At 64.7% G+C, this 15,335-nt stretch carries 13 protein-coding genes; 5 read left to right on the top strand and 8 right to left on the bottom strand.

Annotated features, from left to right (window positions below; all coding sequences use genetic code 11):
• Positions 1 to 28: 28 nt before the first annotated feature.
• Positions 29 to 1,198 carry a Gfo/Idh/MocA family protein gene (locus BM118_RS12210; RefSeq protein ID WP_092185510.1) on the top strand — a complete coding sequence of 390 codons (1,170 nt, stop codon included), beginning with the start codon at positions 29 to 31 and terminating at the stop codon, positions 1,196 to 1,198.
• A gap of 195 nt (positions 1,199 to 1,393) precedes the next feature.
• On the opposite strand, the gene BM118_RS12215 is transcribed toward BM118_RS12210, so the two are convergent.
• The 8 genes from BM118_RS12215 to BM118_RS12245 form a co-directional block, all read right to left on the bottom strand.
• A complete protein-coding gene (locus tag BM118_RS12215) occupies positions 1,394 to 2,704 on the bottom strand; it encodes an ABC transporter substrate-binding protein (protein WP_092185512.1) in 1,311 nt (436 codons plus the stop codon).
• Between the two features lie 188 nt (positions 2,705 to 2,892).
• Positions 2,893 to 4,131, bottom strand: a complete 1,239-nt coding sequence (locus tag BM118_RS12220; RefSeq protein WP_092185514.1) for an ABC transporter substrate-binding protein — start codon at positions 4,129 to 4,131, stop codon at positions 2,893 to 2,895.
• A 40-nt stretch (positions 4,132 to 4,171) separates the two neighbouring features.
• Positions 4,172 to 5,653 carry an ATP-binding cassette domain-containing protein gene (locus BM118_RS12225; protein ID WP_177234228.1) on the bottom strand — a complete coding sequence of 494 codons (1,482 nt, stop codon included), beginning with the start codon at positions 5,651 to 5,653 and terminating at the stop codon, positions 4,172 to 4,174.
• Positions 5,653 to 6,579 carry a branched-chain amino acid ABC transporter permease gene (locus BM118_RS12230; protein ID WP_092185518.1) on the bottom strand — a complete coding sequence of 309 codons (927 nt, stop codon included), beginning with the start codon at positions 6,577 to 6,579 and terminating at the stop codon, positions 5,653 to 5,655. The genes BM118_RS12225 and BM118_RS12230 overlap by 1 nt, the downstream gene beginning before the upstream one ends.
• Before the next feature lies 1 nt (position 6,580).
• Positions 6,581 to 7,456, bottom strand: a complete 876-nt coding sequence (locus BM118_RS12235; RefSeq protein ID WP_092185520.1) for a branched-chain amino acid ABC transporter permease — start codon at positions 7,454 to 7,456, stop codon at positions 6,581 to 6,583.
• A 100-nt stretch (positions 7,457 to 7,556) separates the two neighbouring features.
• Complete coding sequence (locus BM118_RS42555) at positions 7,557 to 7,679, bottom strand: hypothetical protein (RefSeq protein WP_283806359.1); 123 nt, start codon at positions 7,677 to 7,679, stop codon at positions 7,557 to 7,559.
• A gap of 275 nt (positions 7,680 to 7,954) precedes the next feature.
• The gene (locus tag BM118_RS12240) at positions 7,955 to 9,076 is read right to left on the bottom strand and encodes a D-alanine--D-alanine ligase family protein (RefSeq protein WP_092185522.1); all 1,122 of its coding nucleotides are present in this window, start codon (positions 9,074 to 9,076) and stop codon (positions 7,955 to 7,957) included.
• A 131-nt stretch (positions 9,077 to 9,207) separates the two neighbouring features.
• Positions 9,208 to 10,440 (bottom strand): SMP-30/gluconolactonase/LRE family protein, encoded by a 1,233-nt coding sequence (locus tag BM118_RS12245; RefSeq protein WP_092185524.1) that lies wholly within the window; start codon positions 10,438 to 10,440, stop codon positions 9,208 to 9,210.
• A 277-nt stretch (positions 10,441 to 10,717) separates the two neighbouring features.
• On the opposite strand from BM118_RS12245, the gene BM118_RS12250 reads away from it, so the two are divergent.
• From BM118_RS12250 to BM118_RS12265, 4 genes are all read left to right on the top strand, one after another.
• Positions 10,718 to 10,981, top strand: a complete 264-nt coding sequence (locus BM118_RS12250) for a hypothetical protein (protein WP_092186150.1) — start codon at positions 10,718 to 10,720, stop codon at positions 10,979 to 10,981.
• A 623-nt stretch (positions 10,982 to 11,604) separates the two neighbouring features.
• Positions 11,605 to 13,167 (top strand): 2-isopropylmalate synthase, encoded by a 1,563-nt coding sequence (locus tag BM118_RS12255; protein ID WP_092185526.1) that lies wholly within the window; start codon positions 11,605 to 11,607, stop codon positions 13,165 to 13,167.
• A 283-nt stretch (positions 13,168 to 13,450) separates the two neighbouring features.
• On the top strand, positions 13,451 to 14,455 hold the full coding sequence (locus BM118_RS12260) for a TRAP transporter substrate-binding protein (protein ID WP_092185528.1): 1,005 nt from the start codon (positions 13,451 to 13,453) through the stop codon (positions 14,453 to 14,455).
• A 195-nt stretch (positions 14,456 to 14,650) separates the two neighbouring features.
• Positions 14,651 to 15,247, top strand: a complete 597-nt coding sequence (locus BM118_RS12265) for a Spy/CpxP family protein refolding chaperone (RefSeq protein ID WP_092185530.1) — start codon at positions 14,651 to 14,653, stop codon at positions 15,245 to 15,247.
• Positions 15,248 to 15,335 lie beyond the last annotated feature (88 nt).

Consider the following 15,335-nt stretch of genomic DNA (forward strand, 5'->3'; position numbering starts at 1 on the left):
GCCGCCCAAGGCAAGGGTGAGGGGCGCTATGGCCAGGATCAGGGTGGGACTCGTCGGCTGCGGCTTCGTGTCGGAGCTGCATATGTACGCGTTCCGGCGCGTCTATGGCGTGGACGTCGAGGTCGCGGCGGTGGCCGCGCGCGGGGACCATGTCGTCGCATTCGCCGGCCGTCACGCAATCCCGCGCGTCTATCGCAGCTTCGCCGCGCTGATCGCAGATCGCGAGCTCGACGTCATCGACATCTGCACCCCGCCCAATCTCCACGCCGGGATGATCGTTGCCAGCATGCAGGCCGGCAAGCACGTGATCTGCGAGAAGCCCTTTGCCGGTTATTTCGGTCGCGAGGGCGACCAGCAGCCGATCGGCAAGCACGTGCCGAAGGCGCTGATGTATGAGCGCGTGCTCGAGGAGATGGACGCGACGCGCGCCGCGATCGAGCGCACCGGAAAACTCTTCATGTATGCCGAGGACTGGATCTACGCCCCCGCGGTGACCAAGACCGCGGAGATCATCAAGGCGACCAGGGACAAGATCCTGTTCATGAAGGGCGAGGAGAGCCATTCCGGCTCCCACGCGGCGCATGCAGCGCAATGGGCGATGACCGGCGGCGGCTCGCTGATCCGCATGGGCTGCCACCCGCTCTCGGCGGTGCTCTATCTCAAGCAGGTCGAGGCCAGGGCGCGCGGCGAGACCATCCGCGTCGCCAGCGTCACCGGCGATGTCGGCAACGTCACAGCCAGCCTGAAGCCGGAGGAGCGCACCTACATCAAGGCCAACCCCGTCGATGTCGAGGACTGGGGCACGCTGACGGCGACGTTCTCCGACGGCACCAAGGCCACCGTGTTCTCCGGCGACATGATCATGGGCGGCGTGCGCAACCTGGTCGAGACCTACACGTCCGGCGGCTCGCTGTTCGCCAACATCACGCCGAACACGCATCTGATGAGCTACCAGACCTCTGAGGAGAAGCTCGCAAACGTCTACATCACCGAAAAGGTCGACCGCAAAACCGGCTGGCAATATGTCTGCCTCGAAGAGGAGTGGACGCGCGGGTATTTGCAGGAGATCCAGGATTTCATGGAATGCGCCGCGACCGGTCGGCAGCCGCTGTCGGACCTCGCCCTGGCCTACGAGACGATCAAGGTGAACTATGCGGGGTATTGGGCCGCGGAAGAGGGGCGGCGGGTGGTGTTGTAGGCCACCGGCGGAGCCGCAGTTCACCTCGCCCCGCTTGCGGGGAGAGGTCGGAATTCAAGCGCAGCTTGAATTCCGGGTGAGGGGGACTCTCCGCGAGTCCGACGGTCACCGCCCCCGTGGAGACTCCCCCTCACCCCAACCCTCTCCCCGCAAGCGGGGCGAGGGAGCGCAGTCCCGCTGCGGCGATAACTTTCCCTACGTCCCGTAAGTCGAGCCCTTCGGCAGCGGAAACACCGGGTCTTGCGTGCGGATGTTCGTCGGCCACACCACCGAGATGTGCTCGCCGGCGTTCTGCATCACCACCGGTGTCGAGCGTTCGTTCTGGCCGGAGAGTGGCGTGCCCGGCGGGAAGAATTTCACGCCATAGCCCTGAATGGTGCCGCCGGCGGGGATGTCGACGTCGAGCGCGGCCTTGCGAATGGCCTCGGGCTCGAAGCTGCCGTACTTTTCCTTGGCGACCGGCAGCACGTTGTTGAGCAGCACCCAGGTCTGGTTGAAGCCCATCGAGCAATGCGGTGGCACGTCGGTGGCGCTGGTCTTGGCCTGGTAGCGCGCCACCATGGTCTTGATCAGCTCGCCCATGCCCGGTGCGAGCTTTGCCGGATCGAGCAGCTGCGCCGGCACCGGATCGATGTTGCAGAAATTGTCGATGTCGGGGCCGAAGGTCGCGCGCAGCTTGTCGAGCTGGCTGTAGCCGGCGCCGGCGCCGAACAGCATCTTGAAGCGCAGCCCGCTCTCGCGGGCCTGGCGCAGGAACAGGGTGATGTCCGGGTTGTAGCCGGCATGCGAGATCACGTCGGCCTTGGCGCGCTTGATCTTGGTCACCAGCACCGAGAGATCGGGCGCGGACGCCGAATAGCCCTCGCGCAGCACCACCTGGATGCCGGCCTGCTTGGCATAGGCCTCGTCGGCAGAGGCAACGCCGACGCCATAGGGGCCGTCCTCGTGGATCAACGCGACCTTGACCTCCTTCGGGTCCATGCCGAGCTTGGCTTTCGCATGCTCGTTGATGAAGCTTGCAAAGGCCTGCCCGTATTGATCCGAATGGATTTGCGCGCGAAACACGTATTGCAGGTTCTTGTCCTTGAACACGGCGGTCGAGACCGCGGTCGTGATCCAGAGGATTTTCTTCTGCTGCTCGACCTTGGCCGCGAGTGGCACCGCATGCGAGCTCGCATAGACGCCGTTGAGGATGTCGATCTTCTCCTGGCTGATCAGGCGTTCGGCCTCGTTGATCGCAACGTCGGGCTTGCTCTGGGAATCCGCGGCGACTGGAGCAATCTTGTACTTGCCGCCGATGCCGCCTTTCTCGTTGACGAGATCGATGGCGATCTGCGCGCCGACCGAGGAGGCGACCGAGCCGCCGGCGGCGAACGGGCCGGTGAGGTCGTAGATCAGGCCGATGCGCAATGTCTCGGCCTGCGCCTGGGCCCTTGTCCAATCGAGGCTGAGTGCGGCGGCAGCAGCCGCCGAGCTCTTCAGCAGCTGCCTGCGTGAAGTCGGCATCCTATCCTCCCTCAAGACCGTCTTTTGATTGGTTGTTATCTTTTTGCGAAGTATGGGGAGCGGGACGGCGGAAAGTCAACATCGCCCAAGGTCGATACGCGGTGCGCCGCCGCACAGCGCATCTGCGAAAGACAAGAAAAGCCCACCGCTCCCTGCGGAGCGATGGGCCTGATGCCGGCGCGAGCCGGTTACTGCGACAGCTTCACGAAATTCGGAAACTTCAGCTTGCCTTCCGCGATCTTCTCGGGCCAGACCACGACCTGCTTGGAGTCCTGCCACTGGAAGACCAGACCGGTCACGGCGCCGGGGCCGGACTTGAGGCCGTGGGTGAACTCGTCGTCCTTGCCGTAGAACTGGATGCGGCCGATCGTGCCCTCGTAATCGGTCTTCTCGATCTCGGCGACCATCTTGTCGGGATCGGTCGAGCCCGCGCGCTTGATCGCCTCGGTGATGAAGTAGACCTCGTCATAAGCGGTGTAGCCGGTATAGGCCGGCGGCGAGCCGAACTTGGCCTTGAAGGCGGCAGCGAACGGCTTCGTCTTCGAGGTCACGGCGACATCAGGCGTTGCCACCGCCAGCGACGGGATGCCGTCGGCGGCGCCATTGGTGTCCTTCCAGAAGGTCGGGCTCAGCGCCTGCGCGCTGATGCCGAACATCGGGATCGGCACCTGCTGGTTCTTCCACTGCACCGTCGGCTGCACGCCGACATGCGAGATGCCGGTCACGATCACATCGGGCTTCTTGCCTTCGATGTTGTTGAAGATCGGCGTGAAGTCGGTGGTGTCAGGCGAGAAGCGCACGTGCTCGACGACCTTCAGGCCGGCCTTGGGCAGGCACGCCTCGTAGCCGACGTCGAGCGGCTTGGTCCAGGCGGCGTCCTCGCTCATGATCGCGACCGTCTTGAACTTGAGCTTGTCGACGAGCAGGTCCTTGGCGGCGTCGCAGACGAGCTGGGCCTGCGCCGCCGAGGTCAGATAGCCGTGGAAGGTGTACTTGTTCTTCTCATAGTCGTTGTGGATCGCCTTGGTGATCTCGTTCGAGGCGGCGCCCGGCGTGATCAGCGGCGTCTTCAGCCGAGCCGCCCAGGGCTCGAGCGCCAGCACGACCTCGCTGATATAGCTTGCGATCACCGCGGAGACCTTGTCCTCGCTCACCGCGCGCTGGAACGCGCGCACCGAGTCGGCCGAGGAGCTCTTGTTGTCGTAGGTGACGATCTCGATCTTGCGGCCGAGGATGCCGCCCTTGGCGTTGATCTCGTCGGCGGCGATCTGCGCGCCGCCCGGCGTCGCCGCGCCGGCGATCGACTGCACCTCGGCGATGACGCCGATCTTGATCGGATCGTTCGACTGCGCGTAGGCGGGGGCGGCGAGGCAGAGCGCCAGCGCGGAGGCGAGGAAGCTGCCGCTCAGGATGGTCGATGGTCGCATGGTCGTTTCCTTTCTATGTTTTTTGTTGATGTTGACGGACTTAAAGAAAATCAGCGCCGGCCTCCGCGGCGAAACGGCCGGGGTCGCCCTCCCAGACGATCCGTGCATGTTCGAGCACATAGACGCGGTCGGCGTGCGGCAGCGCGAAGGTGACGTTCTGCTCGCCGAGCAGCACCGTGATCGACGTGGTCTGCCGCAGCTTCGTCAGCGCCTTGGACAATTGCTCGAGGATGACGGGGGCAAGGCCCAGCGTCGGCTCGTCCAGGATCAGGATCTGCGGCTGCATCATCAGCGCGCGGCCGATCGCGAGCATCTGCTGCTCGCCGCCGGACAGCGTCTGCGCCATCTGGCCCTGGCGCTCCTTCAGGATCGGGAACAGCTCGAACAGCCAGGCGAGCTGCGCCGCGCGCTTGTCGTCGGACAGGTGCTGGCCGCCGAGATCGAGGTTTTCGCGCACACTCATCTCGCCGAACAGCTCGCGCGATTCCGGGCATTGCACGAGGCCGCTGCGCGCGATCTTCGCTGGACTCGTGCCGCGCAGCTTGTCGCCGCCGCGCACAATCTCGCCGCTATAGGGCAGGAAGCCGGAGATGGTGTTGAACAGCGTGGTCTTGCCGGCGCCGTTGAGGCCGACGATGGAGACGAACTCGCCCTCGTGGACGTGGATCGAGACGTTCTCCAGCGCCTGCGCCTTGCCGTAGAACACGCTGACATTTTCGACCTGGAGCAGCGGCACCTTGTCCTTGAAGCTGGTCTCGGGCCGCGCATGGGTCTCGATCGCGCCGCCGAGATAGACCTTCCGCACCGTTTCGTTCTTCATGACGTCGTCGGCCTTGCCGGTGACGATCTCCTCGCCGAGATACATCGCGAGCACGCGGTCGACCAGCGCGGCGACGCTCTTGACGTTGTGGTCGACCAGCATCACTGCGCGGCCTTCGTCGCGAAAGCTGCGGATCAGGTCGGAGAAGACGTCGACCTCGGCCCGCGTCAGGCCGGCGAAGGGCTCGTCCACCAGCACCACCTTGGGATCGCGGGCGATCGCCTTGGCAAGCTCGAGCCGGCGGAGGTCTGCGAACGGCAGCGTCGGCGGGCGGCGGTTCATCACGCCGCCGAGCCCGACGCGGGCGGCGATCCACTTGGCGCGCTCGACCAGCGCCTTGTCCGGGAACAGCATGAACAGGCTGTCCGGCAGCAGCGCCACCATGATGTTTTCCAGCACGGTCTGCCGGTTCAGCGGCCGCGAGTGCTGGAACACCATGCCAAAGCCCATGCGCGCGATCTTGTGCGCGGGCAGGCCGGCGACGTTCTCGCCCTCGAAGACCACTTCGCCCGCGGTCGGGCGCTCGATGCCCATCACGCTCTTCATCGCGGTCGACTTGCCCGAGCCGTTCGGCCCGATCAGGCCAAAGATCTCGCCGGCGTTGACCTCGAAGCCGAGGTTCTTCACCGCGGTCAATCCGCCGAAGCGCTTGGTCAGGCCGCGGACTTCCAGCACGGCCCGGTTTGAAAGCCTCATATCCATCACGAACGAGCCTCGCGCGAGAGGGCCGCTCCGAGGAAGCCGCCGGGGAAGAACAGCACGACGAGCAGCGCGACCGCCGAGACGATGAAGGTCGCAAGCTCGCCGGTGGGCCTCAGGAATTCGCCGGCGACGATCAGGAAGATCGCGCCCAGCGCCGCGCCAAGCACGGTGCGCCGGCCGCCGAGCACGGCCGAGACGATCACGTTCACGCCGACCGCGACGTCGACGACGGTGCCGACCGAGGCGGTGCCGAAGTAGAACACCAGGAGCGCGCCCGACAATCCGGAGAAGAAGGCGCTGACGATGAAGGCAGCGAGCTTGTGCTTGACGATGTTGAAGCCGAGCGCGCCGGCCTGCACCGGATCCTGACCGCTGGCCTGCAGTACGAGGCCGATCGGCGATTGGGACAGGCCGTAGAGGATCGCCGCCGAGATCGTCATGAAGCCGAGCGCGATCCAGTAATTGGCGCCGGCGTTGATGGTGATGACGTCAGGAATGGTGAGCCCGATCTCGCCGCCGGTGAGATCGGCGAACACCACGATGAAGTTTTGCAGCATCAAGACCGCGACCAGCGTGGTCAGGCCGAAATAGGGGCCGCGCACCCGCAGCGCCGGCAGCGCCAGCACGAGGCCGGCGATGACGGAGGCCAGCGCCCCCAATACGATGCAGAGATAGACCGACCAGCCGAACTGCGCATTCAGGATGCCGGCGGTGTAGGCGCCGACGCCGATCAGGAAGGTCGGCCCGAAATTGACTTCGCCCGCGAAGCCGAACAGCAGGTCCCAGGCCATCGCGAACACGCCGAAATAGAACGCGACGGTGAGCAGCCCCAGCACATAGCCGGAGACGTAGAGCGGCAGCGTCGCCGCGACCGCCACCAGCGCGAGCGAGATGAAGAACAGGCGGGTCGTAAAGAAGCCGGTCATCTCAGCGCCTCCCCAGAAGGCCCTGGGGCCGGATGTACATCACGAACACGAGCAGCAGCAGCGCCGGAATGGTGCGATAGGCCGGCGAGACCAGATAGGCCGTCAGGGTCTCGAGATAGCCGACCACGAAGGCCGCGATCAGCGAGCCGGAGACACTGCCGAGCCCGCCGAGCACGACGATCGAGAACGCGCTCGCGGTCAACGGCCCGACGCTGTACGAGCTGACGCCCAGGAACATGCCGAGCAGCACGCCGGCGATGCCGGCGAGGATGCCGTAGATTCCCCAGACCACGATGTAGATGTTGGTCAGCTCGAGGCCGAGCAACGTCACGCCGCGCGGGTTCATCGAGGCTGCCAGCACCGCCTTGCCTGTGCGCGTGCGGTTCACCAACAGCCACAGCAGCGCGATGACGAGGCAGCAGACGATCGCGGTGAAGATCTCGTTCCTCGGCGTGCGCACGCCCAGGATCTCGACCACGCCCTCGACGATCGGCAGCACCGTCTTGGCGTTGTTGGTGAAGAAATAGGCGATCAGCTCCTGGATCATGATGCCCCAGAGCAGCGTGCCGGTGAGGACGAAAATCTCCTTCTCTTCATTCGGAATGCGCCGGGAATCCTGGATCGGCTTCACCACCGCGAAGTAGGTGGCAAAGGCGGTGAGGAGGGCGACCGCGACTCCGATCAGCGCGCCGGCATAGGTGCCGACGTTCAGGATGCTGGCGGCGGCCCAGGCGGCGACTGCTGCCGCCACCATGATGGCACCGTGGGAGAGGTTGAGCACGCCGGAGACGCCGAAGATCAGCGTGAAGCCGGTGGCACCGAGAGCGTAGAGAGCGCTGATGGCAAAGCCATCGATCAGGATCTGGAAAGCTCGCATGTATGATTAGCCGGGCAGACGAGCTGCCTCTTGGAGGGAAGGTGCTGCGTGGAGCCGCATGTGAACGCTTCCGAGCTCACGCCCGGGGAAGCAATCCCGATCAGCTTGTGATGGGTGTGATGACGCCTGGGCGCCCGACGTCGGCTTTGGCAACGTCTTTCGGCGCGCCGGTCGTGGCCGTGTCGCGCGCCAATTGCAATGCAACAGAGAGTCGTTTCTTCATGTTGTTCTCTCCCTTTGAACAGGCCTCTTGTGAGCCATTGTGTCGCAACTATAGCGGCGGAAGCTTTCCCGGCAAGTGAAACTGCATTCAGGATTGTGAGAGGCGCACCAGTCCAGCGCTGCGCAAATTGCAGGCAGGAAAGTGCGAAACGCGCATCGCGCGCGCAGGCATGCAGATTCCGTCGGCGGGCATGCATGGCCGTCGAGGGCGTAGATCAAGCGGCGGGTGATGAGTGATGATGCCGCGAGACGGCTCAGCGCACGGACGCCGCAAGACTAGCTCGCGTAACCCCGCTCCAGGGCTTGCCGTTGCCGGTGCCGACCCAGCGCCAGATTGACGAGGCGCGTCAGCAGCTCGCCATACGGTACGCCCGAGGCTTCCATCATTTTCGGATACATGCTGATCGACGTGAAACCGGGCAGGGTGTTGATCTCGTTGAAGCAGAACTCGCCGGTTTTCCGGTCGAGGAAGAAGTCGACGCGCGCGAAGCCGCTGCATTCGAGCGCCGCGAACACTTGGGTGGCGAGTGACCGGACGCGCTCCATTTGTGCCGCGTCGAGCTTGGCCGGAAGATCGACCCGTGCACCATCGGGATCGAGATATTTCGCCTCGTACGAATAGAACTCGTGATGGGCGTTGGGGTTCAGCTCGCTCGCGACGCTCGCGAACAGCGTCTCGCCCTCGAGCACCGCGACCTCGATCTCGCGCGCGTCGATGCCCTGTTCGACCAGCACTTTGACGTCATACCGAAACGCATCATCGAGCGCCGCTTCGAGCGCATCCGGTGTCTTGACCTTGTGAATGCCGACACTGGAGCCCATGTTGCACGGCTTGACGAAGACCGGGAGCGTCAAACCTTCGATCGCCTTCGCAAGCGATGAGATGCGGTCCTGAACGAAGGCCTTGCGGGTGAGCACGCGATAGGGCGCGACCGGAATCCCGGCGAATTCGGCGAGCCGCTTGGCGACATCCTTGTCCATGCTGACGGCGGAGGCGAGAACGCCCGATCCCACATAGGCGACGTCGGCCAATTCCAGCAGGCCCTGCACGGTGCCGTCCTCGCAAAGCGGCCCGTGGATGACCGGAAAGACGACGTCGATCTCGATCGGGTCGGCGGCGCCTTGCGTGATCGGCATGAGCGCGCCGCGTCCATCAGGTCCCCTGGCGAGCCGCATCTCCGGCGCATCGGGCAGGATCGGCAAGGCCGCCGCGTGCGCCTGATCGAGCGTCCGAAGGTCGTTCCATTGCCACCGACCCGTCTTGTCGATGGAGACCGGGATCACCTCGAAGCGGGTGCGGTCGAGATGCCTGAATACGGAAGCGGCCGATTTCAGCGAGACCTCGTGCTCACCGGACCTGCCGCCATAGAGAACAACGACGCGAATTTTGTCTGCCATGGCTCAATTATCACGCGCTCTCTCCGGAAGTCACCTCCGTTGCCCGATTCAAGCATCGACAAGGCGACCAAAAAAAATTCGGCGCCGGCGAGGCACGCCGGCGCCGTGGCGCACTCAAAGGCTTGTGCCGTTCAACCCGGCCCGGCGCCCTGCGTCGCCGTATACACGGCATAGAGCGACTGGCTCGCGGCCATGAACAGGCGGTTGCGCTTGGGGCCGCCGAAGCAGACGTTGCCGCACACTTCCGGCAGGCGGATGCGGCCGAGCAGCTTGCCCTCCGGCGACCACACCGTCACGCCGCTATAGCCGACGGCGCGGCCGGCATTGCTGGAGGCCCAGACATTGCCGTTGACGTCGCAGCGCACGCCGTCCGGCCCGCACTTCACGCCGTCGATCACGCAATCGCTGAACTTCTTGAGGTTGGAGAGCTTGTTGTCCGTGCCGACGTCGAACACGAAGATCTCGCCCTTGCCGCCGGGGCCGGTGTCGCCCGGGCCCTTGCCGGTCGAGGCGACATAGAGCTTCTTGTAGTCAGGCGAGAAGCACAGTCCGTTCGGATCGGGTACCTGCTCCTCGGTGACGACGAGGTCGATGCGGCCTGTGGGATCGATGCGATAGCAGTTGGTCGGCAGCTCGCGCTTGCCCGGTGTGAAGCCGGCCGGCTGTCCGATCCGCGGATTGAGCTTGCCGCCCGCATTGCTCGCGCCGCCTGCAACGTCGGGCTCGCCCTCATAGAGCTGGCCGCCATAGGGCGGGTCGGTGAACCAGTAGCTGCCGTCGGGATGCGCTGCGATGTCGTTCGGCGAGTTCAGCCGCTTGCCCTGATAGGAGTCAGCGAGCACCGTGGCGGTGCCGTCATGCTCGTAGCGCGTCACCCGCCGGGTCAAATGTTCGCAGGAGAGCTGACGGCCCTGGAAGTCGAACGAATTGCCGTTGGAGTTGTTGGACGGCGAGCGGAACACGCTGACGCGGCCGTCGTCCTCGGTCCAGCGCATCTGCCGGTTGTTGGGAATGTCGCTCCACAAGAGGTAACGGCCCTGCGCGCTCCACGCCGGGCCCTCGGCCCACAACAGGCCGGTATGAAGGCGCTTGATCGCGGTATTGGGCTGCGCCAGGTCGTTGAAGGACGGATCGACCGCGATGATGTCGGGGTCCCAGAAATACGTGGTCGGCGCGCCGTTGGGGCCGAAATCGCGCGGCGGGGTGGTGATCGTCGTTGGCGGGGCGGCAGGTCCGGTCTGGGCCAGCGCGGGGCCGGCCATCGTGGCGGCGGCACCGAGCGCAAGCCCCCGGACAAGTGTTCGTCGTGAAAGCGCAGCATCCTGGTCACGCTGCTCGTGGTCACGAGCCTCTTGGCGTGTCATCGCGTCCTCCCGGTCATGTTGACCGGCCGGTTGATCCGGCCGTACGGGTCGAAGGTTAGTCCGGTCCGCGTCCGGTTGCGAGGGGCAGGTTCGCATCCTCCAAGCGACGCCGCGAGAACGCCGCAACATCGCCGCATTGCGGCTGTGCAAAGTCCGCGGCGACAATTCGTCCCGCCCGCGCGCGGCTAACCGGGACCGGTTTTAGGGCCTGTCAAGCCTTGACCTCTCGCGCGATGCTGGCAGAACATTCCTCGGGGGAAAGAGGCCGGAACTCATGATGTTAGCTGTCGTCGTACTGGTCATGCTGCTCGCGATCGCATTTGTGGCCGGCTATTTCACCCGCGCATACGTCTCCCGCAAGAGGCGGGCGGAGGCGCGCCGCTGGCGGGAGTATTCCGAGCCGGATTGGCTCCACGCCAACGCGCCGGCCAACACCAACGAGATCGCAAAAACCGGCAAGGCGGTGCCGATGGCCACCGGCGAACTCGGTCAGATGCTGGACCGCTGGGAAAGCAGAGCCCGCGCCCGCCGCGCGGGATAGCTCCAAGGCCTTCGCCGCTACCAAGACCACCGCGATCCAATCAGCGAATTAGTGAACATCGACAATTGCGAGCGTAGCGAAGCAATCCAGACTGTCACGGCGGAAAGACTCTGGATTGCTTCGCTGCGCTCGCAATGACGGCGTTGAGGCAATTGTGCGCAAATGTCTCCCATCGTCGTCCTGGCGTTCGCCAGGACGACACCAATGACGTGGCTTCGTTTCGCTTTTCCCAATAGCCGGGAGCAAGCTCGCGTCCATGGTAGGTCAGCCGCCCTGACCATCTTTTGGCGTTGCAGTTGCGCCCGTTTCTCGTCTAGAAACAGGCGCATTGGGCCTCCCGGCAACCAACCGTCAACGGTTTTGACCGAGGATTTGAGGGCTCAAAAGGGTCTGGCAATGCTGATTCGCGGCCAAATCGATGGGATTTCGGGGGAGGTGGCTCTGGCCGCCGCCACGATCCCGGCCGCGCTGCTGCCCACCCTCCTTCTTGGCGGGCTTCTTCTTACTTGCCCCTGAGGGCCGGCTGGGCGCCACGCGCCTGGGCGCTCAGGGGTTGGTCGAGATCATCGGACACCTCAAGCGCCCAGCACTGAACGGCGCAAAAGCTCAAAAGGAAATTTGCAATGGCCCCCGTGAACAAGTCCGACAAGGACCGCGTCATCATTTTCGACACCACGCTGCGCGACGGCGAGCAGTGCCCCGGCGCCACCATGACCTTCGAGGAGAAGCTCGAGGTCGCCGAGCTCTTGGATGACATGGGCGTCGACGTCATCGAGGCCGGCTTCCCGATCACCTCCGAGGGCGACTTCCAGGCGGTCAGCGAGATCGCCCGCCGCTCCAAGAACGCCGTCATCGCCGGCCTGTCCCGCGCCCATCCCGCCGACATCGACCGCTGCGCCGAGGCGGTGAAATTCGCAAAACGCGGCCGCGTCCACACCGTGATCGCGACCTCGCCGCTGCATATGCGGGTGAAGCTGAACAAGACCCCGGAGCAGGTGATGGACACCTCGGTCGCGATGGTCGCCCGCGCCCGCAACCAGATCGACGACGTCGAATGGTCGGCCGAAGACGGCACCCGCAGCGAGATGGATTTCCTCTGCCGCATCGTGGAAGCCGTCATCAAGGCCGGCGCCACCACGGTGAACATCCCCGACACCGTCGGCTACACGGTGCCGGAGGAATACACCCACTTCATGAAGACGCTGATCGAGCGCGTGCCGAACTCGGACAAGGCGGTGTTCTCCGTGCACTGCCATAACGACCTCGGCATGGCCGTTGCGAACTCGCTGGCCGGCATCGTCGGCGGCGCGCGCCAGGTCGAGTGCACCATCAACGGCATCGGCGAGCGCGCCGGCAACGCCGCGCTGGAAGAGATCGTGATGGCGATCAACGTGCGCAACGACAAATTCCCCTACTGGAACAAGATCGACACCACGCAGCTCACCCGCGCCTCGAAGGTGGTGTCGGCGGCGACCTCGTTCCCGGTGCAGTACAACAAGGCGATCGTCGGCCGGAACGCCTTCGCGCATGAGAGCGGCATCCACCAGGACGGCGTGCTGAAGGACGCTTCCACCTACGAGATCATGCGGCCCGAGATGGTCGGCCTGAAGCAGTCCTCGCTGGTGCTCGGCAAGCATTCCGGCCGCCATGCCTTCGTGCACAAGCTGGAGGAGATGGGCTACAAGCTCGGACCCAACCAGCTGGAAGATGCATTCACGCGGATGAAGGCGCTCGCCGACCGCAAGAAGGACATCTACGACGAGGACATCGAGGCGCTGGTCGACGAGGAGATGGCGGCGTCGCACGACCGCATCAAGCTGACCTCGCTGACCGTGATCGCCGGCACCCATGGTCCGCAGCGCGCGACCATGAAGCTCGACGTCGACGGCCAGATCAAGATCGAGGAGGCCGAGGGCAACGGTCCGGTGGACGCGGTGTTCAACTGCATCAAGCGCCTGGTGCCGCACGAGGCCAAGCTCGAGCTGTACCAGGTCCATGCCGTCACCGAAGGCACCGACGCGCAGGCGGAAGTCTCGGTGCGGCTGTCGCATGACGGTCGCTCGATGACGGCCCGCGCGGCCGATCCCGACACGCTGGTTGCCTCGGCCAAGGCCTATCTCGGCGCGCTCAACAAGATCGTCATGAAGCGCCAGCGCGACACGGTGACGACGGCCGCGGCGAGCTGACATTTACGCTGCTGCGCGTTGGCTTCGCCTCTCCCGCTTGCGGGAGAGGCCGACGCCCGAAGGGCGGCGGGTGAGGGTTCTTTCCTCACAGGGTATGTCCCGTTGTTGAGACACCCTCTCCCGCAAGCGGGAGAGGGGGCGCGTAGCGGCGCTCGCATTCATGATGAATAGCTGCCCTGCTAAGGGCCAATAGCGACTCCGTCTCCCAGCCGCTATTGATGCAGCCGGCACAAGGATCGGTCACCCGTACGCCGGATGGCCCAAATAACAACAGGGAGAGATTATGCGCACCTTCGCGATCGCGGCGTCCATCGCTGCACTGGCTCTTGGCTTGACCGGGCCGGCGCTGGCCCAATCGCCGATCATCATCAAGTTCAGCCACGTGGTGGCCACCGACACGCCGAAAGGCAAGGCGTCGGAAAAATTCAAGGAGCTCGCCGAGAAGTACACCGGCGGCAAGGTCAAGGTCGAGGTCTATCCGAACTCGACGCTCTACAAGGACAAGGAAGAGCTCGAGGCGCTCCAGCTCGGCAGCGTGCAGATGCTGGCGCCGTCGAATTCGAAATTCGGCCCGCTCGGCATCCGCGAGTTCGAGGTGTTCGATCTGCCCTACATCCTTCCCGACCTGAAGACGCTGCGGAAGGTGACGGAGGGCCCGCTCGGCCTCCGCCTGCTCAAGCTTCTGGACTCCAAGGGCATCACCGGCCTCGCCTATTGGGACAACGGCTTCAAGCAGATGAGCGCCAACAAGAAGCTGGTCACACCCGCCGACTATCAGGGCGTGAAGTTCCGTATCCAGTCCTCGCGCGTGCTGCAGGCCCAGTTCAAGGCGCTCAGCTCGCTGCCGCAGGTGATGGCATTCTCGGAAGTCTACCAGGCGCTGCAGACCGGCGTGGTCGACGGGCAGGAGAACACCTGGTCGAACATCTACACCCAGAAGATGCACGAGGTGCAGAAGTACATCACCGAGACCAATCACGGCTACATCGGCTACGTCGTGATCGTGAACAAGAAGTTCTGGGACGATCTGCCCGCCGACATTCGCGACCAGCTGTCGAAGGCGATGAAGGAAGCCACCGACTTCAACAACACGCAGTCGCAGAAGGAGAACGACGACGCGTTTGCCGAGATCAAGAAGAGCGGCAAGAGCGAGATCATCAAGCTCACGCCGGAGCAGAGCGAGGCGATGCGCAAGGCGATGGAGCCGGTCTACAAGGATGCCGCCAGCCGCATCGGTCAGCCGCTGATCGACGAATTCCTGAAGGAATCGAAGAGCGCGACGAACTGACCTAAACGATGCATGAATGAAGGGGCTTCCGTGCCAGGCGCGGAAGCCCCTTTTTGTTGCGAATGATTTCCGGTTGCGGCTGGAGGTAAAATCAGGCGTTACATCTTCGTAAGGACGCCCTCCCTGTCCAAGTTGTAAGTTGCGCGCAAGGCGCGCGGCGCCCATCTTCAGCGCATCCTTCCAGAGGAGGTTCGGATGAGGAAGTTCACCATCGCCGCCATCGCCGTGCTCAGCATCGCCGGCTCGGGCGCGGTCTATGCCCAATTTCATCGCCCGTGGATGGAGCACTTCCGCCACGTCCGCATGAACCCGGAAGACCGCGCCGCCTTCGTCGACGCGCGGATCGCCGCCGTCCATGCCGGGCTGAAGCTCAACGCCGACCAGGAGAAGCTGTGGCCGCCGGTCGAGGCCGCCGTGCGCGAGTTCGCCAAGCTGCGCATCGACCGCGCCAATGCGCGCATGAATGCCGCCCCCGGCGCCGCCGATAAGCCGGAGGATCCGGTCGCCCGCCTGCGCCAGCATGCCGAGGACATGGGGGCCTCCTCCGCGGCCCTGAAGAAGATCGCCGATGCCGCCGATCCCCTCTACAAGACCCTGGACGAGGGCCAGAAGCGGCGCCTCGCCGCGCTGACCCGTCACCGCGGCCCGTTCGGCGGCGGCGAGGACGGCCCGCACCGCCACTTCATGGAACGCGGGATGGACCGCATGATGGAGCGCGGCATGGACCGCTTCCATGGCGACCGTTTCGACCGTGACGGCGGCCCGGACCGGGATCGCGAGGGCCGGCTCTGAGCCACCCCGGATCTTCCCGGGATTAACCTTGGCGAAGCCGCTGGAATCCAGCGGCTTTTCGCATTTCAGGGCTTATCGACGAACCCTT

Origin of the sequence: Bradyrhizobium sp. cf659, from assembly GCF_900113725.1 — a bacterium.
Taxonomy (GTDB): Bacteria; Pseudomonadota; Alphaproteobacteria; order Rhizobiales; family Xanthobacteraceae; genus Bradyrhizobium.

Bases quoted from the DNA above. Each gene is read 5' to 3' on its own strand.
- BM118_RS12210 (WP_092185510.1), top strand. From the start codon at position 29: ATGGCCAGGATCAGGGTGGGACTCGTCGGCTGCGGCTTCGTGTCGGAG.
- BM118_RS12215 (WP_092185512.1), bottom strand. From the start codon at position 2,704: ATGCCGACTTCACGCAGGCAGCTGCTGAAGAGCTCGGCGGCTGCTGCC.
- BM118_RS12220 (WP_092185514.1), bottom strand. From the start codon at position 4,131: ATGCGACCATCGACCATCCTGAGCGGCAGCTTCCTCGCCTCCGCGCTG.
- BM118_RS12225 (WP_177234228.1), bottom strand. From the start codon at position 5,653: ATGGATATGAGGCTTTCAAACCGGGCCGTGCTGGAAGTCCGCGGCCTG.
- BM118_RS12230 (WP_092185518.1), bottom strand. From the start codon at position 6,579: ATGACCGGCTTCTTTACGACCCGCCTGTTCTTCATCTCGCTCGCGCTG.
- BM118_RS12235 (WP_092185520.1), bottom strand. From the start codon at position 7,456: ATGCGAGCTTTCCAGATCCTGATCGATGGCTTTGCCATCAGCGCTCTC.
- BM118_RS42555 (WP_283806359.1), bottom strand. From the start codon at position 7,679: ATGAAGAAACGACTCTCTGTTGCATTGCAATTGGCGCGCGACACGGCC.
- BM118_RS12240 (WP_092185522.1), bottom strand. From the start codon at position 9,076: ATGGCAGACAAAATTCGCGTCGTTGTTCTCTATGGCGGCAGGTCCGGT.
- BM118_RS12245 (WP_092185524.1), bottom strand. From the start codon at position 10,440: ATGACACGCCAAGAGGCTCGTGACCACGAGCAGCGTGACCAGGATGCT.
- BM118_RS12250 (WP_092186150.1), top strand. From the start codon at position 10,718: ATGTTAGCTGTCGTCGTACTGGTCATGCTGCTCGCGATCGCATTTGTG.
- BM118_RS12255 (WP_092185526.1), top strand. From the start codon at position 11,605: ATGGCCCCCGTGAACAAGTCCGACAAGGACCGCGTCATCATTTTCGAC.
- BM118_RS12260 (WP_092185528.1), top strand. From the start codon at position 13,451: ATGCGCACCTTCGCGATCGCGGCGTCCATCGCTGCACTGGCTCTTGGC.
- BM118_RS12265 (WP_092185530.1), top strand. From the start codon at position 14,651: ATGAGGAAGTTCACCATCGCCGCCATCGCCGTGCTCAGCATCGCCGGC.